The following is a 20,279-nucleotide window of genomic DNA, read 5'->3' as shown; positions in this document are numbered from 1 at the left end:
TCGAGGGAGGACTCCAGGTGACGACGAGATTCGAATATCGGTTTCCGGAGCTCGGCGAAGGGCTGCATGAGGGCGAAATCGTCAAAATGCACATTGCGCCGGGCCAGACGGTGACAGACGAAGATATCATTATGGAAGTGCAAAATGACAAAGCGATCGTGGAAGTGCCTTGCCCGGTTAACGGCAAAGTAACCGAAGTGTTCGCGAAAGACGGACAAGTCATGCATGTCGGGGAAGTCGTCGCGATCATTGAAGCGGAAGGCGACGTGCCGGATCAAGGACATGCGGCTTCCGACAACCACGCGCAAGCGTCAGGCGGCGCAAGCGGCAACGAGGCGGTCGGCGGCGCCGATACGAAAGGCCAACCGGCGCAACAGCCTGCGGCGGAAGCGGCTCCTGCCGCACCGGCCCCGGCTCCGGCTGCTCAATCGGCAAACGGCGGCATCGTCCTCGCGACACCGAGCGTACGTAGACTCGCCCGCGAGAAAGGCGTTGCCATCGCCGAGATTGCCGGCAGCGGCAAGAACGGACGCATTACCCGCGAAGACGTACTCGGATTCTCCGGCGGCGGCGCTGCTCCGGCAGCTTCCGCAGAAGCGCCTGCAGCAAGCGCGGCTGCACCAGCGGCTGCTGCAACTGCCAAAGCGCCGGCCTCATTCGGTCCGGGCGTCGAAGAGCGCGTGCCGTTCAAAGGCATTCGGAAAGCGATCGCGAACGCGATGGTCAAATCCGTCTATACGGCTCCGCACGTTACGCTGATGGACGAAGTTGACGTATCCGGCCTTGTCGCATTGCGCGCGAAAGCGAAGCCGATCGCAGAGAAAAAAGGCGTCAAGCTGACTTACTTGCCGTTTATCGTGAAAGCTCTCGTCGCGGCCGTGCGGGAATTCCCGGTCATGAACGCGATGATCGACGAAGCGGCCAACGAAATCGTCTACAAGAAATACTATAATATCGGCATCGCTACCGATACCGACAACGGCTTGATCGTGCCGGTCATCTTCGACGCCGATCGCAAGAATGTCTGGTCCGTAGCGAATGAAATTCGCGATCTCGCCGCTCGCGGACGCGACGGCAAGCTGGGCGCGGCCGAACTGAAAGGCAGCACGATCTCGATTACGAACATCGGATCGGCTGGCGGCATGTTCTTCACGCCGGTTATCAACTTCCCGGAAGTGGCGATTCTCGGCACGGGACGCATTACGGAGAAGCCGGTCGTCAAAAACGGCGAAATCGTAGCGGCACCGCTTATGGCGCTTAGCTTAAGCTTCGATCACCGCATCATCGACGGCGCTACGGCGCAAAACTTCTTAAACTACATCAAACAGCTGCTCAGCGATCCTGAACTGCTGGTCATGGAGGTATAATTATGGTCGTTGGAGATGCTTCTTTAGATATCGATTTGCTCGTCATCGGTGCCGGTCCTGGCGGTTACGTCGCAGCGATTCGCGCCGCTCAATTGGGTCAAAAAGTCATTATTGCGGACAAGGGCAAGTTCGGCGGCGTATGCTTAAACGTCGGCTGTATTCCCTCCAAAGCGCTGATCAACTCGGCGCACCACTACGAAGCGATGCAGCACGCGGCAGACTACGGTCTGTCGGCGGACAACATCAGCGTTGACTTCGGCAAAGTACAAGCGTACAAAACATCGGTCGTCAACAAAATGACGGGCGGCGTAGAAATGTTGCTGAAGGCGAACAAAGTGCAAATGTTCCAAGGCGAAGCGATGTTCATCAACGAGAACGAAGCGCGTCTGTTTAACGAGAACGAAGCGCCTCGTTACCGTTTCAAAAACTGTATTATCGCGACGGGGTCCCGCCCGATCGAGCTGAAGCCGTTCCCGTTCGGCGGACGCATTCTGTCTTCGACAGAGGGACTGAGCTTGCCTGAACTGCCGAAAAGCCTTGTCGTCATAGGCGGCGGATATATCGGCATCGAGCTCGGCCAAATGTACGCGAAATTCGGCGTGCAAGTGACGATCCTCGAAGGCGCGGATACGATTCTTCCAGGCTTCGACAAAGACATGAGCCAGCTCGTTGTCAAGAAGTTGAAGAAATCAAACGTCGAGATCGTGAACGGCGCGCTGGCCAAAAGCGCGGAGCAAACCGACAAAGACGTTACTGTTACTTACGAAGTCGGCGGGGAGCAGAAGTCGGTTACGGCCGACTACTTGCTCGTCACTGTCGGACGTCGTCCGAATACGGACGGCGACCTCGGCCTTGAGCTTGCGGGCGTTAAAGTCGGCGAGCGCGGTCTGATCGAAGTCGACGAACAATGCCGCACGAACGTGAAGCACATTTTCGCGATTGGCGACATCGTTCCAGGCGCTGCTCTTGCGCACAAAGCTTCTTACGAAGCGAAAGTCGCGGCGGAAGCAATCGCCGGCCTGCCTGCTAAAGTCGATTATAAATGCATCCCGGCTGTCGCATTCTCCGATCCGGAATGCGCGAGCGTTGGCTACACCGAGAAGGAAGCGAAAGAAAAAGGCTACAAAGCGAAGTCCAGCAAGTTCCCGTTCGGCGGCAACGGCCGCGCGGTTACGTTGAACGGCGCCGACGGTTTCCTGAAAATCGTTCATGACACGGACACTGGCCTCGTCCTTGGCGCGCAAATCGCCGGTGTCGAAGCTTCCAACATGATCGCCGAGCTCGGCCTGGCGATCGAGATGGGCGCAACGATCGAAGACATCGCGCTGACGATCCACGCTCACCCGACGCTTGGAGAAATCACGATGGACGCCGCAGAGCTTGCGATGGGTCATCCGATCCACACGATCGCTCCGAAATCTTAATCCGGCGCAAGGGCGGTGTGAGATGCCCCTGAGTGGGTTTGCAGACACGCCCTCGCCGCATAACCTTTACGAAGGAATGGCGCTTCATGTGAAGTGTTCGTCCTTCGTAAAGGTTTTTTTCATACTCGCCAGGGGGTGGAGCAGATGGATAACGTTGAGGCCCGTCCCATGGGCCGGTCCCGTTCCATTATGACGGAGCTCGTATTTCCGACGGACACGAACCATCACGGCACGATGTTCGGCGGAACATTGATGAATTATATCGACAAAATTTCCGCGATCGCTGCAATGAGGCATTGCGGCAAGCCGGTCGTGACGGCATCGACGGACAGCCTGGACTTCCTAGCGCCGATTCGGATGGGCGAGACGGTCGAGCTGGAAGCGTTCGTTACGTGGACGCACAGAAGCTCGATGGAAGTGTACGTCGTCGTGCGGGCGGAAAATCTGTTTAGCGGACATCGCCGGGTGACGTGCACGGCGTTCTCCACGTTTGTCGCCGTCGACGAGCAGGGGAAGCCGGTAGCTGTGCCGCCCGTCGCGCCGGAAAACGACGCGGAGCGCAAGCTGCACGACAGTGCGCCTGAACGTTACGAGCAACGCAAGAAACGCCGCGCTCAGCGCTTCACGACGACGGAATGAATCCGTCATTCCATCCCGGCGGAATCGGTCGTTCCGCACATCGACAGTCGGCGATCGGGATGATACAATAAGCAAAAAACTTCGGTCGAGGTGTGTTTCATTGCGTAATTATTTGGATTTGCTTCAAGATGTACTCGATAACGGCGTACAGAAAGGGGACCGGACCGGAACGGGGACGCTGTCGGTGTTCGGTCGGCAGCTTCGATACGATTTATCCGAAGGTTTCCCGCTCGTAACGACAAAACGCATTCATCTGAAATCGGTCGTCCACGAATTGCTTTGGTTCCTCAGGGGCGATACGAATATTCAATATTTGAAGGATCATGGCGTTCGCATCTGGGATGAATGGGCGGACGAGAACGGCGATCTCGGCCCGGTGTACGGTTCCCAGTGGCGCGCATGGGAGACGACAGACGGTCGGACGATCGATCAGATCGCACAAGTCGTCGACGGTATCAAGAACAACCCGAACTCCCGCAGACATCTCGTCAGCGCCTGGAACGTCGGCGTCATCGAGGAGATGAAGCTGCCTCCGTGCCATTTCGTGTTCCAATTTTACGTTGCGGACGGGAAGTTGTCTTGCATGTTGACGATGCGTTCGGTCGATACGTTCCTCGGTTTGCCGTTTAACATCGCCTCCTACGCGCTGTTGACGCATATGATCGCTCAGCAATGCGGGCTGGAACCCGGCGAGTTTATATGGTCCGGCGGCGACGTGCATATCTACAGCAATCATCTCGAGCAGGTGAAGTTGCAGCTTTCGCGTGAGCCTTTACCATTGCCGAAGCTCGTTATCGCTCGCAAGCCGGACTCGATTTTCGATTATGTATTCGAGGATTTCATCTTCGAAGGATATGAGCATCACCCTTCAATCAAAGCGACCGTGGCCGTGTAAACGGATTAACCCTGTCATTTTTGGAATCGTCTTGTTCGTCCTTTTGCGGACGGCAAGGCGATTTTTTATTTTTTTCAAAACCGTCAAACCGTAATCCCATTTCTTCCGTTAGCTCATGTGCATTGAAATCGGAAAGGGGAGAACTTGGGAATGTTCAAAGGAAAACATGGGGTGATCACGATCTGCTTGGCCATTCTATTGTCGCTTACACCAGTTGGGTCGATCGCGATGGGGGAGCAAGCTGAGGGAGCAGGTTCAGTGCCAACGGTACAGACGACGTCTGCGTCGGATGCGATCGCGAAGCTTGGGGTATTAAAAGGGGACGGTCAAGGAGTAACCGACGCATACTTAAGCCGGACGACGACGCGGATTCAAGCAGCCATCCTGCAACTTAGGCTTATCGGCAAGGAGCAAGAGGCTGCAAGTTTCGCAGGGATGAACAATTTCAAGGATTCGGCTCGTACGGGCAAGGCAAACCGACCGTTCCTCGCCTACCTTAAAGCCCATCCGGAGCTTGGCTGGAACGGAACGGAGAACGGGGAATTCCTGCCGAACGCGCCGCTTACGCCGCAGCAGCTGTATAAGGTCATGCTGGAACTCCTTCGTTATCGTTCGGGGATGGAATTCGCATACAAGGATACGCTGACTTTCGCGGCTTCCATAGGCATCTTCCGCGCGGCAGCCGTTACACCGTTTACGAACCGCGATTTGGCGATCGCTTTGGCGGAGACGCTACAGGCAAAACCTAAGGGCGCGGAGTCGACTTTGTTGCAGGAGCTCGTTGACGAGAAAGTCGTCGACGCCGAGAAAGCAAAGCTGCTCGGAGGCGCTCGGATCGACGTTCGCAAGGCGGCGGACGGTTCGGAGTATCTCACGGACGGGCATGGCATGACGCTTTACCTGTTCACGAAGGACATGGCCGATCTGAGTACCTGCCAGGGAGCATGTTTGACGAATTGGCCGGTTTTCTATTCTGACCGGTTAATCCTTCCGGAAGGCGCACCGGCTTCTGATTTCGGTGTGTCGGTCCGTTCCGATGGAGCGAAGCAGCTTACGTATAAAGGTTGGCCGCTCTATTATTTCGCGAAGGACGCGAAAGCCGGGGATACGAACGGGGAAGCGGTCAACAACGTCTGGTATTCGATCAAGCAGCCGTTCTACTCGGTCGTACTGGGAACTGACGCGAATCTCGGCAACTACCTGGTCGACGATCATGGGGTTACGCTGTATTACTTCGATAAAGATCCTAAAGGAAGCAGCGTATGCGCCGGCGATTGCTTGGCGAAGTGGCCGGTTTTCCATGCGAAGTCGGTCGTCGCGCCAAAAGGGGTGAATTCGTCCGATTTCGGTGAAATCACAAGAAGCGATGGGGTTAAGCAGACAACGTTCAAAGGGTATCCTCTGTATTATTTCTTCCAGGATTCGAAACGAGGAGGCTTGAAGGGGCAGGGCGTCGGCAATGTTTGGTTCGTCTTGAATCCGGCAACGTTCGCAGGTACGACCGCAGGCAACGCTACGCCAGCTGCGGAACCCGTTACGGACAAGGTAACGATCGAAATGAAGGACTTTTCCTTCACTCCGACGAAGCTGACGGTGAAAGCAGGAACGACGATCGAATTCGTCAATCGCGACGATATGAAGCATAACGCCGTTGCCGTGGACGGATCGTTCAAGATCGATCTGTTGGATAAAGGGCAATCCGCAACGATTAAGCTCGACAAGCCGGGAACATACGAGTATTACTGCGAGCCGCACAAATCCTTCATGAGAGGAACGATTACCGTCCAATGAAAAATCGCTTGAAGCGTAGTTTAGCCTTTTCGGTATTGGCCGGTTTGATCGTGGTCTTGTCGGGATGCGCTTCTTCCGGGAAGGAGGAAGGGCAGCAGGCGTCGAATAACGTTCATAGCGAGTCGGCCCATACGTCTGTTCCGTCGGAGACATCGCAGATTTCCTCGGAAGCGAGCTCAAGCCCGAGCCCGAGCGAAAGTTCCAGTGTCAGCACTCATGAATCCGTCGGTAAGGATCACGGTTCGAGTCCAGGTGCTAGTGAAAGCGCAGGCACGAAACCGAGCACTCAGGCAAGCGAAAGCACTAAACCAAGCGCTAAGCCGAGTGCCAAGCCGAGCTCTAGTCCGAAGCCAGTTTCAAAGCCGAGCTCGGAGCCAAGCGCAAGCACGGCTGCAGGCATCGGGGCCAAACCTGCCGAATCGGCGCAAGCCAGCGCCGAAGCTTCCGAGAAAGTGGTCATCGTCGAGATCAAGGATTTTGCTTTTTCTCCGTCCGAGGTAACCGTGCGCAAAGGTGCGACGGTAAAATTCATCAACCGTGACGACGTGAAGCATACGGCTACGTCGAACGACGGCATCTTCGATACCGGATTGCTCGGGAAAGACGTCGCAGAAGAAGTAAAGTTTGACAAAACAGGTGAGTACGCCTATTACTGCACTCCGCATCCAGGCATGACGGGGACAATTAAAGTAGAAGACGAATAGAATGGCGGCGGATGGGAGGCAGCTTCCATCCGTCTGTTCGATTACAAGGAGTAATGGCCTGATGCGAATGCCATCCGATGGGGAATTGATGCGTTTGGTCCGAGAAAACAATCAAGAAGCTCTTTCCGAGCTGTACGACCGCCATGCCCGTCTCGTCTATTCTTTCGCCTATCGGGTGACTGGAGACGAGGCGCTTGCGCGAGAAACCGTACAGCTTGTTTATACCCGTCTATGGACGACGAAGGCGGAGTACGATTCGAGTAAAGGCCAATTTTCAAGCTGGCTATTGACGATGACGAGGAATATAGCCATCGATGTCTTAAGGCGCGAGCGAAGGCATCGTTCCATGGTTCCGATAGATGAAATGCACAATATGACAAGAGACCCCGATACGGAGGCCCCCGAAGCGATGCTGGAGCGCAGCGACCGGAGATCGGCCATCGCGTCGGCTTCAGGCCTATTAAGCGCTGCGCAGAGAAGAGTGATCGACATGTTGTACTGGCAAGGCTACACGTTGCAGGAAATCGCGGAGTTGGGCGAGGAGCCGATCGGTACGGTCAAAAATAGGCTTCACCAAGCGCTTAAAGCGCTGCGCCGCCATCTCCGCGACTTGAAAGGGGAACGCTGACGATGAGAGACCGGGAAGTGGCCGCATGCGATTGGCTATTCGAATATATGTCGGGCGAAGGCTCGGACATGCAGCGCAAAAGATTCGAAAAGCATTTGTCGGCTTGTCCGAAGTGTTTGGAAGAGTCGAGCTTATGGCGCGAAGTGTGGGACCGACTCGGTGAAGACGTCGAGTTGCTGGAACCGCCTGCGGATTTGAAGGAATCTGTGATGAAGCCATTGATCGGAAACGAGATTACGAATCCGGCGAAGAGCAACCCTGCTATAAGCTTTAGGCCGTCGGGCAAACGTTCGGCTTTCAGCCTGAGACGCGTAATTGCTGGGATGATCGGAATCGCCGTATTATTAATGGCGTTCCTGTCCGGATGGTTGTTCAGGGATGCCCAAACCGAACAGACGGGGAAGGGGCAGCCGTTCGCGGCAGTTTCCCCAGCGAACATCGAAGCGGTCTATAAGCTTAACGCCAATCGAGCGGACGGAAAATTCGAGGATCATCCGCGCGCGTACGGTGTTGCATGTTTAGTTCGGACGGATGGCAAAGAGCAGTTGGTCGTCTACGTGTTCGGAACGCCGGAGACGAAGGATACAGAAGCCTATCAGGTTTGGCTATTGAAGGACGGCAAACGGACGAGCGCAGGCACGTTCACGGTCGGGGAGTCCGGCATCGGCATCACGACGCTGCCCATGGACGACCAAGCGGTTTCCTTCGATACAGTCGGCATCACCTTAGAACCCGACAGCCATTCTTCCGCGCCTCGAGGGCCGAAAATGTTCGGCTCCGACAAGCAAATATAAGGGCAGACTTAAGCGGGCGGCTTCGGTCGTCCCAGTTTCTTCAAACCCTCTCCGGTAGGCACGGTTGGGGCGCTGTGGTATGATATTCGTATGGCTTCGTCATATTTTTTTGCAAAGGACAAATGAAAATGACCGTGACCCTAATCGCCGCCGTCGCTTCGAACGGCGTTATTGGCAACAACAACGAACTCATTTGGCGGCTGCCCGCCGACATGAAATATTTCAAGCAACAGACGATCGGCAAGCCGGTGCTTATGGGGCGTAAGACGTTCGAGTCTCTTGGCAGGCCGCTAAAGGATCGGACGAACGTAATCCTATCTCGAAATCTGACGGATGCGCCGGAAGGCTGCGTGCTAGTCGGTTCGCTTGATGAGGCATTGTCGCGCTATGCGGACGAAGAGCTCATGATCATCGGCGGCGCGGAGATTTATGCCCAGTCGCTGAAACATGCGGACCGTCTCCTGCTGACGGAAATCGGGCAATCGTTCGAAGGAGACGCCTATTTTCCGACATTCGACCGCACGCAATGGAAGCTCGTTTCCCGTACCGAAGGTGTGCAGGACGACAAAAATACGCTGCCATACGCATTTTGTGTCTATGAGCGCGAATAGGCTCGTATTCTGTTAAAAAGTACAAATCTTATTGCGCATAATACATTGTAGCAATAGGCCCGCTTTGTTAAGATAATCAATTATTAACCTAGAAATCGCATGTACGCGCTCGAGCGATAAGACCGACAGATGGAGGAAATGAGATGTCGACACCTACGGGATTTATGGAATATAAACGCGAACTGCCGACGGATCGCGATCCGCTCGATAGAATAAAGGACTGGAACGAGTTCCACAAGCATTTCTCCGACGACCAGTTGCGCACGCAAGGCGCTCGTTGTATGGATTGCGGCACGCCTTATTGCCATACCGGCATCGAGCTGAGCGGCAATGCGTCAGGTTGCCCGATCAACAACCTCATCCCGGAGTGGAACAATCTTGTTTATCGCGGGCTGTGGAAAGAAGCTTACGAGCGACTGTCGAAAACAAACAATTTCCCTGAATTCACCGGCCGTGTGTGCCCTGCACCCTGCGAAGGCTCCTGTACGGTTGGTCTGATCGGCGACGCGGTTACGATCAAGACCATCGAGCAAGCGATCATCGATCGCGCCTTCGAGGAAGGCTGGGTCGTTCCACAAATTCCGGCTGTTCGCACGAGCAAGAAAATCGCGGTTATCGGCTCCGGTCCTGCGGGTCTTGCGACGGCTGCTCAGCTTAACAAAGCCGGTCATACGGTCACTGTATACGAGAGGTCGGATCGCATAGGCGGCTTGCTCATGTACGGCATTCCGACGATGAAGCTGGAGAAGGAAATCGTTCAACGCCGCGTTGACTTGCTGGCAGCCGAAGGCGTACAGTTCGTCGTCAATACCGAGATCGGCAAAGACATTACCGCCGACGAGATTTTATCCCAGTTCGATGCGGTCGTACTGTGCGGCGGCGCAACGAAAGCGCGTCCGATCGGCAACGTCGAAGGACATGAGCTGAAAGGCATTTATCCGGCGATGGATTACTTGAACAGCACGATCAAGAGCTACTTGGACAACGGGCTGCAAGAAGGCACGTACTTGTCCGGCAAAGATAAAAACGTTATCGTCATCGGCGGCGGCGATACGGGCACGGACTGCGTCGCAACGGCGCTTCGCCACGGTTGCAAATCCATCACTCAATTCGGTACTCACGCCAAAGCGCCGCTGCAGCGAGATTCTGCTAGCAACCCTTGGCCGGAATATCCGAACGTCTATACGCTCGACTATGCCCACGAGGAAGCGAAAGCATTGTACGGCGAAGATCCACGCGCTTTTTCCGTATTGACGAAGAAGTTCGTCGGCGACGAGAATGGCAACGTGAAAGAGCTGCACACCGTGCAAATCCGTCGTTACGTGGACGAGCAGGGGCGTAAAATTTACGAGGAAATCCCGGGCACGGAACAAGTATGGCCTGCGGATCTCGTCCTTGTAGCGGTCGGCTTCGAAGGTCCGGAACGGACGCTTGTCGATCAATTCGGCGTCGAGACGGATCGTCGCACGAACGTAAAAGCGAAATACGGCGACTATAAAACAAGCGTAGACAAAGTGTTCGCCGCAGGCGACATGAGACGCGGACAAAGCTTGATCGTCTGGGCGATTAACGAAGGCCGCGAAGCGGCGCGCGAAGTCGACAAGTTTTTGATGGGCAGCACGCAATTGCCATAATGTCGTGCTAGCGAAGGCGAAGAGGCCGTTCCCGAGAGGGAGCGGCCTCTTGCGCAATGCTGGCGGTCTGCGATAATCTAGCAGTGGAAAGGATGAGGCATGTGATTCGGTACGGAGACGAACAGTGGCGCGAGCTGAAGTTTATCGGTTTTCGACATGAGGTAGAGCGGCGAGACGCGCAGTGGGTGGACGTTATTTTGCGGGTGGACTTGTCGGCAAACACGCCGCTGCCTGACGATTTGATCGACTTTTCGATATTGGCCGTATGTACGCATGCGGGGCATCCGATTCAACTCGTCACGCAAGACGAGGAGATCGATTGCGAATATCAACTGACGGAGAGTGAGCAGGAGCAGATTAACGCGTACCTTCGATCTGCGCGAGTACAGGCGGATATCGTCGAAGCAGCGTTGGTTCGATAGGCAGGGTTCCCCCAAAAGTTTCCTCATGATACACTGGTATGGACAAATATCGGGTTCGGAGGGGGAGGCTGGATGCATGGATAACGCCGTATTGTTGTCGCCGACGGATGTCAGTACGATTCGCCGTTATGTCCAGACGAAATACGCGCCGCTCCCCGGCAATCGCCGTGCGGAAATCGTTGCGGACGCTATTCGCCGAACGTTGCGTCAGCGGCTTCCCGATCTGCCCGAAGTGCAGAAGGAAGAGCTTGTCAACCGTTTGATCGCGACTTGTTTACTCACCGAACGGAGGGAAATTCGGCCTGACGATGTGCTGGAATTATGCGTTGAGGAGCTTGCGAGCGCAAACAACAGCGATGACGTTCGGCAAGAGGAGCTTGTACGCGCATTGACAAACTGGGCAGAGCAGCGATACCCGGGCAGGTGGAGCGCGGAACAGATGGCGAGGAGGCTCAACCGAAGATCGGGTATGCCGCAGCTCGCACTCGTCGCTTCGTCTACGTCTGTGCAGGTTGGCGGGGATCATGGAATACCTGACAATCATGTATGGACGGCAGCATTGCAGCTTGTAAAGCTCGCGGCGCGCAGATTGGCCCGTCCGTTCCCTGCGATTCTGCTGACGACAATCTTGATTGGCGGAGCCGGCGTGTTCGCGGTGCTGGCGCTGCGGCCGTCTGCGGAGCCGCAAGCATCGGATCCGCGTCTTGAAGTCGCTGTTCCAGCCCCTGTCGCGCCGCTTGACGTTGGGATGCCGGACTATTTGCGTTACGCGGACATCGACTCCAAGTCGTTAAAGACGTATTTGAAAGGAAGAGATTCGTTGCTTGCCGAGGAACCCTACTTTGGTGCGATTGTCGCTACGGCCAAGCAACATAATATCCATCCGTTGTTTCTGTTTGCGATTACGGGGCAGGAACAAGGTTTTGTGCCGAAGTCGTCGAAGGACGCGCTAAAAATCGCGAATAATCCTTTTAACGTCGGACATAGCTGGATGGAATACAATACCGATATTCAAGATTCGGCAAGTATCGCATCCCGGTTTTTATTGAAACTGGCGGACAGCCGGCCGGATGGGTACGACCCGTTCGAGTGGTTTAATCAAACGTATGCCGAAGACCCGCTGTGGTCTGATGGGGTACGCAAGTTGTTCGCCAAGCTGTCTAGCTTGAGTGGAACGGGTGCAGACCATATCGTTACCGGGAAAAAATAAGCAAAACAAGAAAACCGTTCTTTGGTAAATGGAAGCTTGATCAACCATTTACGGAAGGAACGGTTTTTTATGTCTACACGCTCGGTCGTGTCAGAGTCGTCATTCGCTCAACAAGTCGGAAAAGTGAAAGCAGGAAGTCGTATTTCAAGTAGTTGCTATACTTCGCCTCATTTTACAATAACGATATGTCCATCAGTTTGAGGAAGGAGCAAATATCGCAATGGAACGAAATATGAATGAACTGCTCGCCGCAATGACGTTAGAGGAAAAGGCAAGTGTATGCTCGGGCCGCGATTTCTGGCATACGCAGGGCATTGAAAGGCTAGGCATCCCGTCCGTCATGGTTACCGACGGTCCTCACGGGTTACGGAAGCAAAGAGCTTCAGCCGACCATCTCGGCGTATTCGACAGTGTTCCGGCGACTTGTTTTCCTTCGGCCGCCGGTCTCGCAAGCTCGTGGGATCGCGAACTTGTCAAGAAGGTCGGCGTCGCGCTCGGCGAAGAATGCCAAGCGGAGGAAGTCGCCGTGCTGCTAGGTCCGGGAGCGAACATTAAACGTTCGCCGCTTTGCGGCAGAAACTTCGAATATTTCTCGGAAGACCCGTATTTGTCGTCGGAACTGGCGGCCAGCCATATTCAAGGCGTGCAAAGCCAAGGCGTCGGCGCTTCTTTGAAGCATTTTGCGGCGAACAATCAGGAGCATCGGCGAATGACGGTCGACGCGATCGTCGATGAACGTACGCTGCGCGAAATTTATTTGGCCAGTTTCGAAGGCGCGGTCAAGCAAGCGCAGCCTTGGACGGTTATGTGCTCCTACAACAAAGTAAACGGAGTATACGCGTCAGAGAACGCGTATTTGCATACGCAAATCTTGAAAGAAGAGTGGGGCCATGAAGGGTTTGTCGTTTCCGACTGGGGGGCCGTTAACGATCGGGTTCCCGGCCTTGCCGCAGGAATGGAGCTCGAAATGCCGGGAAGCGGTGGATCGGGCACTCGCGCAATCGTTGCAGCCGTACAAAGTGGGGAATTGTCCGAAGAAGTGCTCGACCGTGCGGTTCTCCGCATATTAACGGTCATTTTCAAGGCGGTAGACGGCAAACGCGAAGGCGCGACGTACGATCCGGAAGCGCATCACCGACTGGCGCGCGAGGTGGCTCGGGAGTCGATGGTGCTGCTTAAAAACGACGATAACCTGCTGCCGCTCGCCAAATCGGGCCGTATAGCGGTTATTGGGGAGATGGCCAAACGACCGCGCTTTCAGGGTGGAGGAAGTTCGCACATTCGCCCGACGAAGCTGGACGATATCGTCGATGAGTTGATCCAATCAGCAGGAATCGGGACCACTGTCGTCTATGCGCAAGGCTACGTTCTGGACCGGGACGAAGAGGAAGAGCGGCTCGTCGCGGAAGCTGTTCAGGCCGCTATCGCTGCGGATACGGCGATCCTATTTGCAGGGCTGCCCGAGCGGTTCGAGTCGGAAGGTTTCGACCGAACGCATTTACGCCTGCCGGACAATCAGGTGCGGCTCATTCAAGCTGTGGCGAAAGCGCAGCCGCGTCTCGTCGTCGTGCTCAGCAACGGCTCCGCCGTCGAAATGCCGTGGCTGGACCAAGCGGGGGCTGTTCTTGAAGCATATTTGGGCGGCCAAGCGCTGGGCGGAGCGATTGCAGATCTGTTGTTCGGAGATGTGAATCCAAGCGGCAAGTTGGCGGAGACATTCCCTGCGCAGCTTAAGCACAATCCGTCCGCGCTGAACTTCCCGGGAGAAGGAGATCGCGTGGAGTACAGAGAAGGGCTGTTCGTCGGTTACCGTTACTATGATGCCAAAAACATCGTTCCGCTGTTTCCATTCGGACATGGTCTTAGCTATACGACTTTCGAGTACACGTCGTTAACGCTTGATCAAAATCAAATGAACGATACGGAGACGGTTAACGTGCAACTTAGCGTCAAGAACACGGGTAGCCGACAAGGCAAAGAAATCGTTCAGCTTTACGTGAGAGACGTGAAAAGCTCCGTCATTCGTCCGGAGAAAGAGTTGAAAGGGTTCGCGAAAGTCGAATTGGCGCCGGGAGAAGAACGTACGGTGACAAATGTTTTGGATAAACGGGCATTCGCGTATTACGACGTCGAATCGAAAGACTGGCGCGTAGAAAGCGGTGAATTCGAGATCGCGGTCGGCAAGTCTTCGCGGCAAATTGAGTTAAAGGAGTCTCTCGTCGTTCGATCGAACGCGCTTCAACGAAAGGCTTACACGAAAAATTCCACACTCGGAGAATTGTTGTCGGACCCGCAGGCGTTGCCCATCGTTCAAACATTGATCGCACAATCCCCATTCGGCGCTGTGACCGAGCAATCAGGCGAACATGCGCTGGCTGGGATGATGGCAGCGATGATGCAATCTATGCCGCTTCGCGCGCTGGCTGCGTTCAGCGGCGGCGCATTCACGGAAGAGGCGATGAATGGATTGCTTGCCCGATTGAATGATGAATCGGTGGCGAGCCGAACGTAAACTTGAAGCGTGGGAACGCCAATCTCCTTCGCTTGCCAAAACCAAACACAAGTAGGGGATGCACCACAAGTCATAAAATGACTTATGGGCATCCCCTGTTTGCAACGATTGCTTCATGTGCCTTGTAATTGAACCTGTTTAGACCGATTTTCTCATCGCGGTGCCGGATAAATAGTCGGTAATCGCTGGAGGTACTTCCGGCAAAGCAGTCAGCGTCAGCATTGCGCCGGACGGCGACGTATCAATCGGAATAATGTTGTACTTCCATTCTTCTTCTTGTTTCAAGTACACGGCGTTCAAACCACAACTGAGGGCAGGCACGACGTCGGTCCGAACCGAGTTGCCGATCATCCACGTATTCGTACGGTCGAACCGGCCGGTGGACAAAATTTGTTCCAACGCTTCCGTATTTTTATGCTGCCGCACGTAGATGCGCTCTTCGAAAAAACGGTCAAGGCGCAAGCTTTCGATTTTCCGATATTGGATGAGCGTGTCGCCGCCCGTATATAAGTGCAATTCGTTGCCGTCGTTCGCAAGCGAGTAGAGCGTCTCTTCCATCATCGGATAAGGCTCGACTTCGATGCCGTATACGCTATTGCCAAGCTTCCACAGCTTCTCTTCTTCTAGAGCGGAGGACGGGCGTCCGGTAACGTCCCGGAAATATCGGTAAGTGTCGATGAACGATTGTGGGAAATGATCGGGCTGGAAACCGACAATCTGCACGCCTGCGATGTCGATCTCTGCTTGCTTGGCGGCGATGGCTTCTCGCGTAATGCCTGCCGAGGCATACCAGACGCTCATCTCGCCAGCGAACCGATCAAGAACGTCATTGAAATATTTGTTGCAATAGACAAGAGTGTCATCCAGATCGAAAAAGATCGTTTGCTTCATCGTTGGGCCTGTCTCCTTACGCAAACGCGATTCATTCGGCTTGCAATAGAATATCCCGGCTGCCGCGCAACGTGACTATACGATGCGAAGACGGCCGTCTTCCCATTATGCGGGGTGCGCAAGGGTTTGTAAATGCGTGGAAAGTGGAAAACTAAGCATACAGCCTTCCGGCGTCTGTCAAGCCGCAAGGCGGGAGGTGAACGTGGATGGCGAACCCGCAAGGCGCAAGAAACGAAATGGGAAGAGGCGCATCGTCAGGCAGAAACAACGACAAAGGGCTCAAAATGAACAAAATGATCAAATATCCGCCCAGTATGAACGGAATTAACAAAAACTTGCCGTAAATGGACCAATTTAGCGAGCCGAAATGAAACGGAACGGGGCTTGGCGAAGGAACGATCAGGTTCCTTGCGCCAAGCCCCGCGTTCATGCGTACTTGCGAATCTTTGCTTCCAAGTCGCGCCGGATCAACCGCATGCGCTGGCGGACGTAGAAATCATAGCTGCCCCCGGTCAATTCGCGGGGATACAACGTGCTACCGGTGTCGTTATCGATGATGACGAGCTTGCCGTCTTCGTAAAATTTGAAAGTAAGATCTCGAGACGGCCGCGGCCCTCTGGCAGGTTCCAAGTAACGGAGATGTTCGCAGTTCACCATCCATTATCCCACCTATCGAGTAAAGTAGAATAGAACACTTGTTCTTGTTTTGATTATATCAAACATTTGTTCGTATGGCAAGAGATGACATTATGGCTTACACTAGATGAATATTGGACTGAAGGGACAGGACATCGATGATCGTCATTTACGGATTAACCCGAACAATCCCCGATGGGAAAACGATATTGAATCATATCAACGTCAGATTGGAGCCCGGTACGTTCGTAGCGGTTGTCGGATCGAGCGGCAGCGGCAAGTCGGCGTTGCTGAAGGCACTCGCGCTGAAAGAGCCTTGGACTTCAGGCGAATATAACGTAGACGGCAAAGATATTATGCAGGCCGGGTTCCTAGCGAAGATGAAGCACCGCCGCAAAGTCGCCTATTTGGAACAGCGACCGATTCTTCTAGAGAAGAAGTCCGCGTTAAAGAATGTACTGGTCGGAACGGCGGAGCAAAACCCGCTCTGGCGCCGGGTAACCGGTATCGCGAAAAGCGATGATCATATGGGTGCGATGGACATGCTTGAGAAAGTCGGACTGATGGAACGTTCTTCCCAGCAAGTCGAGAAGATGAGCGGGGGAGAACGGCAGCGCATCGCCATCGCGCGGGCGCTTGTGCACGGCGCCAATCTCGTACTTGCTGACGAGCCGGTATCGGGTCTTGATCCCCACACGTCGGAAGAGATGATGCAGACGTTAAAGAAGCTGTGTCACGAGAAGGGGGCAACAATCGTTGCGGCATTGCACAGAATGGAACTGGCGGAGAAATTCGCGGACGAAATTTGGGGATTGCATGAAGGGCAAATTGTCGTAAACATTAAAGGCAGAAGGCTGACTGCAGCCGAGAAATTACGGCTGTCCTGATCGCATAAGCAATGCTGAGAGCCTGGCACAATGCTTTTTCCCGAATCTGGGACCAAGCAGTGCCAGGCTCTCGGCATACGCGGTTAAGTGTCGGAACTTTCCGGCTTCGCGTCCGGCGATGATTCGTTCGCCAGTTCATGTAACGATGTGATTTTGCCGTGCGGATGCTGATTCTGCTTGCGGCTTTTCCAGGCGCTTTCCCTTCGTCGTTTGGACGGGGGCATACGACTCCACCTTTCGCCGTTCGGATTATTAATGGTGTTGCCTCCTTTAGCGTGGCGCAGGAGTCGTCAGGTTATGCGTAAGTACGATTATAGAACAGCAGGAGATGGTGTGATGACTGCGACAACTGTGACAATGACAGAACAATCGTATCCGATCGTATCATTGAACATAGGTGTCGCCCGGGCAGGGGAATATAAAGGCAAGCCTGCAGTATCGGGCATTGTCAAGACGGCTGTTGACGGGCCATTGGCACTGTCCGAGACAGGATTGGACGGCGACGAACAGGCGGATCTCGTGAACCATGGAGGCCCCGACAAGGCCATTTGCGTGTACAGTCTGGAACACTACCCCCATTGGGAGAAAATGCTGAACGCAAAGCTGCCGCTTGGCGCATTCGGCGAGAACTTCACCGTCGGAGGTCTGAACGAGCGGGATACTCGCATCGGCGACGTGTATCGCGTCGGCACGGCTGTCGTTCAAGTCAGCCAACCCAGGCAGCCATGCTGGAAGCTGGCGATGAGGTGGGGGCTCGACGAACTGCCGCTGCTGGTGACGGAAACCGGAGCGACCGGATTCTACTTCAGGGTGCTTACGCCGGGAACCATTCAGCCGACGGACACCTTAACGCTTATCGCCTCGCATGATGCGGGCATTACGATCGAAGAGGCGAACCGGGTCATGCACAAGGACAAGGCGGATGCGGTTGGAATTCGGCGGATACTGGCGCTTAAAGAGTTGTCGGAAAGTTGGAGGAAGACGTTATCGGCAAGATTAGCTCGTATGGAAACTGACGCTTCCCATTAATTCATAATAGAGGTTGTTAAATAGAACCGGAGAGGTTCTATTTTTTTATGAGCTTGTGTCGTCACCGTGCGGCAAAAGTTGAGCAATGCGCGGCCATTCCGACATATATATGAAGAACGGGGAGGCGATGACGGATGAATACGGCGCAGCGGCTTGGGTACGACAAGGACGAGAAGCTGTTGATCGTCAACGCGGATGATTTCGGGCTCTGCAGAAGCGTGAATGAAACAGTGACGGATTTACTGACCGAAGGTGCGATCGGTTCCGCGACGATTATGATGGTATGTCCATGGTCATCGGGAGCGGCGGCTATGTTGAAAAAGGTGTGCCCGGACGCCGATGTAGGCGTGCATTGGACGCTAACGAGCGAATGGAAGGGCTACAAGTGGGGGCCGCTGTGTCGAACCCGTTCCGTGTCATCGCTAGCCGGACCGGATGGCTGGTTCCCCGAGACGAGCGGCGAAGCGGAGCGGAAAGCAGATCCCGACGAAGTGCGCCAGGAGTTGATCGCGCAGACGGAAGCAGCACTGAAAGCTGGCATTCGATTGTCTCATGCGGACAGTCATATGGGCAGTTTGTACGGATTTCATACAGGCAACGATTTGCTTCAGGTGGCGTTCGACGTCTGCGTCGTGTTCGGATTACCATTTAGACTGCCGCGCAAGTTGATGCCGGTTGGAGGAAGGCGTATCCCGAACGAGATTATGGATCGGGCCAAAATACGCGTGCGCCAAGCGGAAGATCGAGGCATCGTGCTGCCGGATTATGTCACCGGACCGGACTACGATCTGAACGAAGGGGATACGTACGAGGCGGCGAAAGCGGAAGGTATGGCGCTGCTGCGCGGTTTATTGCCCGGCGTTACGGAATGGATTGCGCATCCTTCCCGGGAGACGGAAGAATTGAAAGCGTTCCATGGCCAGCCAGCCAAGCGTGAGATGGAAGCCGATTTCTGGCGAGACGGCGACGTAAGGCATGTGTTGGCGGACGAGGGCATACGTTTGATCGGGTGGAGAGATTTGCAGAGGCTGCAAGCGAGCCTTGTATGAGCAGTTGATGTTAATAGAAGCGTTTTTCAACCCTATTTATGCAGTTTGAGAAGGAATTTGCTCACGAAGATCGAAATAGATCATGTTTGAACTATTTTAATTTTTCTGAAAGTTCCTTCATTTCATTGTGAAAGGGGATTGCGGAACGACATGGTTAATCTGCCTAAGGTGAACGAGCTCGGTTTTTTTGAAATTCGTCTGGAGTCCATCGGTGGGCTTGGGGCCAATCTGGCAGGCAAAATGTTAGCCGAAGCGGGCGTCATGGGCGTCGGACTGAACGGCGTCAGCTTCAGTTCGTATGGTTCGGAGAAGAAAGGTTCTCCGGTCAAGGCGCACATCCGATTCTGCGACATCGACACGAGAATCAGGGACACGTCGCCAGTTGAGCGGCCGCACGTCATCGGGATTTTTCACGAAAACTTGTCCAAAACGGTGAACGTCATCTCCGGTATGCGCGAAGACAGTATCGTACTCGTCAATTCCAAGCAGTCCCCGGCGCAATTGAAGGATAAGCTAAAGTTAAAGGGCGGCGTCATCGCCGTCGTCGACGCTACGGGAATTGCGATGTCCGAGAACAACCGCGTCAATATGGCGATGCTGGGCGGGTTGTTCCGTTTGTGCGATTTCCTGGATGCGGAATTTATGAAAGGCGTCATACGAAAGTCGCTGGAGAAAAAGTATCCCGGAGCGGTTCAGCCTGCGCTGAATACGTTTCAACGCGGGTTCGATGAAGTGCAGTTCCAGACGTTCGAGCTGGCCGAAGGGGACGTGATGCCGGACTTTGTCCGAATGGACACGCCGGTGCTCGGCTATGAGACGCAGCCGATTGGCGGCTTGATTACGAATCCCGGCAACAGCATCTTGAAAGATTTAAGCATTTCGCGTGCGGGAATGATGCCGCATTTCGCGGACGACAAATGCATCCATTGCGCCGCTTGCGACAACGTATGTCCCGACTTCTGCTTCGTCTGGGAGGAACTTCCGGATAAGAAAGGACGCCCTCAGATGTTCTTGCAGGGGATCGATTATCAATATTGCAAAGGCTGTCTCAAGTGTGTCCAAGCTTGTCCGACCGAGGCGTTGTCTTCGGAATTGGAAGAAGGCGGATACGCCGATGATCATCGGGTACCGCATCGCTTTCATCTGGCCATTTAAG

At 54.5% G+C, this 20,279-nt stretch carries 21 protein-coding genes; 18 read left to right on the top strand and 3 right to left on the bottom strand.

Annotated features, from left to right (window positions below; all coding sequences use genetic code 11):
* Positions 1-17 precede the first annotated feature (17 nt).
* The 13 genes from ACFPOF_RS13040 (at position 18) to ACFPOF_RS12980 (ending at position 14,631) form a co-directional block, all read left to right on the top strand.
* The gene (locus tag ACFPOF_RS13040) at positions 18-1,367 is read left to right on the top strand and encodes a dihydrolipoamide acetyltransferase family protein (protein ID WP_378133247.1); all 1,350 of its coding nucleotides are present in this window, start codon (positions 18-20) and stop codon (positions 1,365-1,367) included.
* 2 nt (positions 1,368-1,369) lie between these two features.
* The gene (lpdA, locus tag ACFPOF_RS13035) at positions 1,370-2,791 is read left to right on the top strand and encodes a dihydrolipoyl dehydrogenase (protein ID WP_378133245.1); all 1,422 of its coding nucleotides are present in this window, start codon (positions 1,370-1,372) and stop codon (positions 2,789-2,791) included.
* A gap of 144 nt (positions 2,792-2,935) precedes the next feature.
* A complete protein-coding gene (locus tag ACFPOF_RS13030) occupies positions 2,936-3,430 on the top strand; it encodes an acyl-CoA thioesterase (protein WP_378133243.1) in 495 nt (164 codons plus the stop codon).
* A gap of 100 nt (positions 3,431-3,530) precedes the next feature.
* Positions 3,531-4,325: a thymidylate synthase gene (locus ACFPOF_RS13025; RefSeq protein WP_378133241.1), complete on the top strand. Its 795-nt coding sequence runs from the start codon at positions 3,531-3,533 to the stop codon at positions 4,323-4,325.
* 150 nt (positions 4,326-4,475) lie between these two features.
* Positions 4,476-6,116, top strand: coding sequence for a plastocyanin/azurin family copper-binding protein (locus ACFPOF_RS13020; RefSeq protein ID WP_378133239.1), 1,641 nt, complete (start codon positions 4,476-4,478; stop codon positions 6,114-6,116).
* Complete coding sequence (locus ACFPOF_RS13015; protein WP_378133237.1) at positions 6,113-6,820, top strand: plastocyanin/azurin family copper-binding protein; 708 nt, start codon at positions 6,113-6,115, stop codon at positions 6,818-6,820. Before ACFPOF_RS13020 ends, ACFPOF_RS13015 begins: the two co-directional genes overlap by 4 nt.
* 61 nt (positions 6,821-6,881) lie before the next feature.
* Entirely contained in the window at positions 6,882-7,448 is a 567-nt protein-coding gene (locus ACFPOF_RS13010; protein WP_378133235.1) for an RNA polymerase sigma factor, read from the top strand.
* Positions 7,449-7,450: 2 nt separating this feature from the next.
* Positions 7,451-8,242: an anti-sigma factor domain-containing protein gene (locus ACFPOF_RS13005; RefSeq protein ID WP_378133233.1), complete on the top strand. Its 792-nt coding sequence runs from the start codon at positions 7,451-7,453 to the stop codon at positions 8,240-8,242.
* Between the two features lie 128 nt (positions 8,243-8,370).
* Positions 8,371-8,853, top strand: coding sequence for a dihydrofolate reductase (locus tag ACFPOF_RS13000; RefSeq protein WP_378133231.1), 483 nt, complete (start codon positions 8,371-8,373; stop codon positions 8,851-8,853).
* A gap of 143 nt (positions 8,854-8,996) precedes the next feature.
* Positions 8,997-10,487, top strand: a complete 1,491-nt coding sequence (locus ACFPOF_RS12995) for a glutamate synthase subunit beta (RefSeq protein WP_378133229.1) — start codon at positions 8,997-8,999, stop codon at positions 10,485-10,487.
* A 92-nt stretch (positions 10,488-10,579) separates the two neighbouring features.
* Entirely contained in the window at positions 10,580-10,909 is a 330-nt protein-coding gene (locus ACFPOF_RS12990) for a hypothetical protein (protein WP_378133227.1), read from the top strand.
* A 76-nt stretch (positions 10,910-10,985) separates the two neighbouring features.
* A complete protein-coding gene (locus tag ACFPOF_RS12985; protein WP_378133225.1) occupies positions 10,986-12,119 on the top strand; it encodes a hypothetical protein in 1,134 nt (377 codons plus the stop codon).
* Between the two features lie 220 nt (positions 12,120-12,339).
* The gene (locus ACFPOF_RS12980; RefSeq protein WP_378133223.1) at positions 12,340-14,631 is read left to right on the top strand and encodes a beta-glucosidase; all 2,292 of its coding nucleotides are present in this window, start codon (positions 12,340-12,342) and stop codon (positions 14,629-14,631) included.
* Positions 14,632-14,769: 138 nt separating this feature from the next.
* On the opposite strand, the gene ACFPOF_RS12975 is transcribed toward ACFPOF_RS12980, so the two are convergent.
* Positions 14,770-15,522 (bottom strand): HAD family hydrolase, encoded by a 753-nt coding sequence (locus tag ACFPOF_RS12975; protein ID WP_378133221.1) that lies wholly within the window; start codon positions 15,520-15,522, stop codon positions 14,770-14,772.
* Between the two features lie 206 nt (positions 15,523-15,728).
* Between ACFPOF_RS12975 and ACFPOF_RS12970 the strand changes: the two genes are divergently transcribed.
* A complete protein-coding gene (locus ACFPOF_RS12970) occupies positions 15,729-15,866 on the top strand; it encodes a hypothetical protein (protein WP_378133219.1) in 138 nt (45 codons plus the stop codon).
* Positions 15,867-15,948: 82 nt separating this feature from the next.
* Here ACFPOF_RS12970 and ACFPOF_RS12965 read toward each other — a convergent pair whose 3' ends face one another.
* Positions 15,949-16,179 carry a hypothetical protein gene (locus tag ACFPOF_RS12965; RefSeq protein ID WP_378133217.1) on the bottom strand — a complete coding sequence of 77 codons (231 nt, stop codon included), beginning with the start codon at positions 16,177-16,179 and terminating at the stop codon, positions 15,949-15,951.
* A gap of 137 nt (positions 16,180-16,316) precedes the next feature.
* Between ACFPOF_RS12965 and ACFPOF_RS12960 the strand changes: the two genes are divergently transcribed.
* The gene (locus ACFPOF_RS12960; RefSeq protein WP_378133215.1) at positions 16,317-17,045 is read left to right on the top strand and encodes a phosphonate ABC transporter ATP-binding protein; all 729 of its coding nucleotides are present in this window, start codon (positions 16,317-16,319) and stop codon (positions 17,043-17,045) included.
* Between the two features lie 83 nt (positions 17,046-17,128).
* On the opposite strand, the gene ACFPOF_RS12955 is transcribed toward ACFPOF_RS12960, so the two are convergent.
* Positions 17,129-17,269, bottom strand: a complete 141-nt coding sequence (locus ACFPOF_RS12955) for a DUF6254 family protein (protein ID WP_378133213.1) — start codon at positions 17,267-17,269, stop codon at positions 17,129-17,131.
* A gap of 133 nt (positions 17,270-17,402) precedes the next feature.
* On the opposite strand from ACFPOF_RS12955, the gene ACFPOF_RS12950 reads away from it, so the two are divergent.
* The 3 genes from ACFPOF_RS12950 to ACFPOF_RS12940 all read left to right on the top strand — a co-directional run bounded on the left by ACFPOF_RS12950 (position 17,403) and on the right by ACFPOF_RS12940 (position 20,278).
* Positions 17,403-18,074: an MOSC domain-containing protein gene (locus ACFPOF_RS12950; RefSeq protein WP_378134383.1), complete on the top strand. Its 672-nt coding sequence runs from the start codon at positions 17,403-17,405 to the stop codon at positions 18,072-18,074.
* Positions 18,075-18,208: 134 nt separating this feature from the next.
* Positions 18,209-19,123: a polysaccharide deacetylase family protein gene (locus ACFPOF_RS12945; protein ID WP_378133211.1), complete on the top strand. Its 915-nt coding sequence runs from the start codon at positions 18,209-18,211 to the stop codon at positions 19,121-19,123.
* Between the two features lie 150 nt (positions 19,124-19,273).
* Entirely contained in the window at positions 19,274-20,278 is a 1,005-nt protein-coding gene (locus ACFPOF_RS12940; RefSeq protein WP_378133209.1) for a 2-oxoacid:acceptor oxidoreductase family protein, read from the top strand.
* Position 20,279: the final 1 nt, after the last annotated feature.

The organism is Cohnella soli (assembly GCF_042655525.1).
In the GTDB taxonomy this organism is placed as follows: Bacteria; Bacillota; Bacilli; order Paenibacillales; family Paenibacillaceae; genus Cohnella; species Cohnella soli.
The sequence above is the reverse complement of the archived record's forward strand: the minus strand, read 5'-3'. Positions and strand labels throughout refer to the sequence as shown.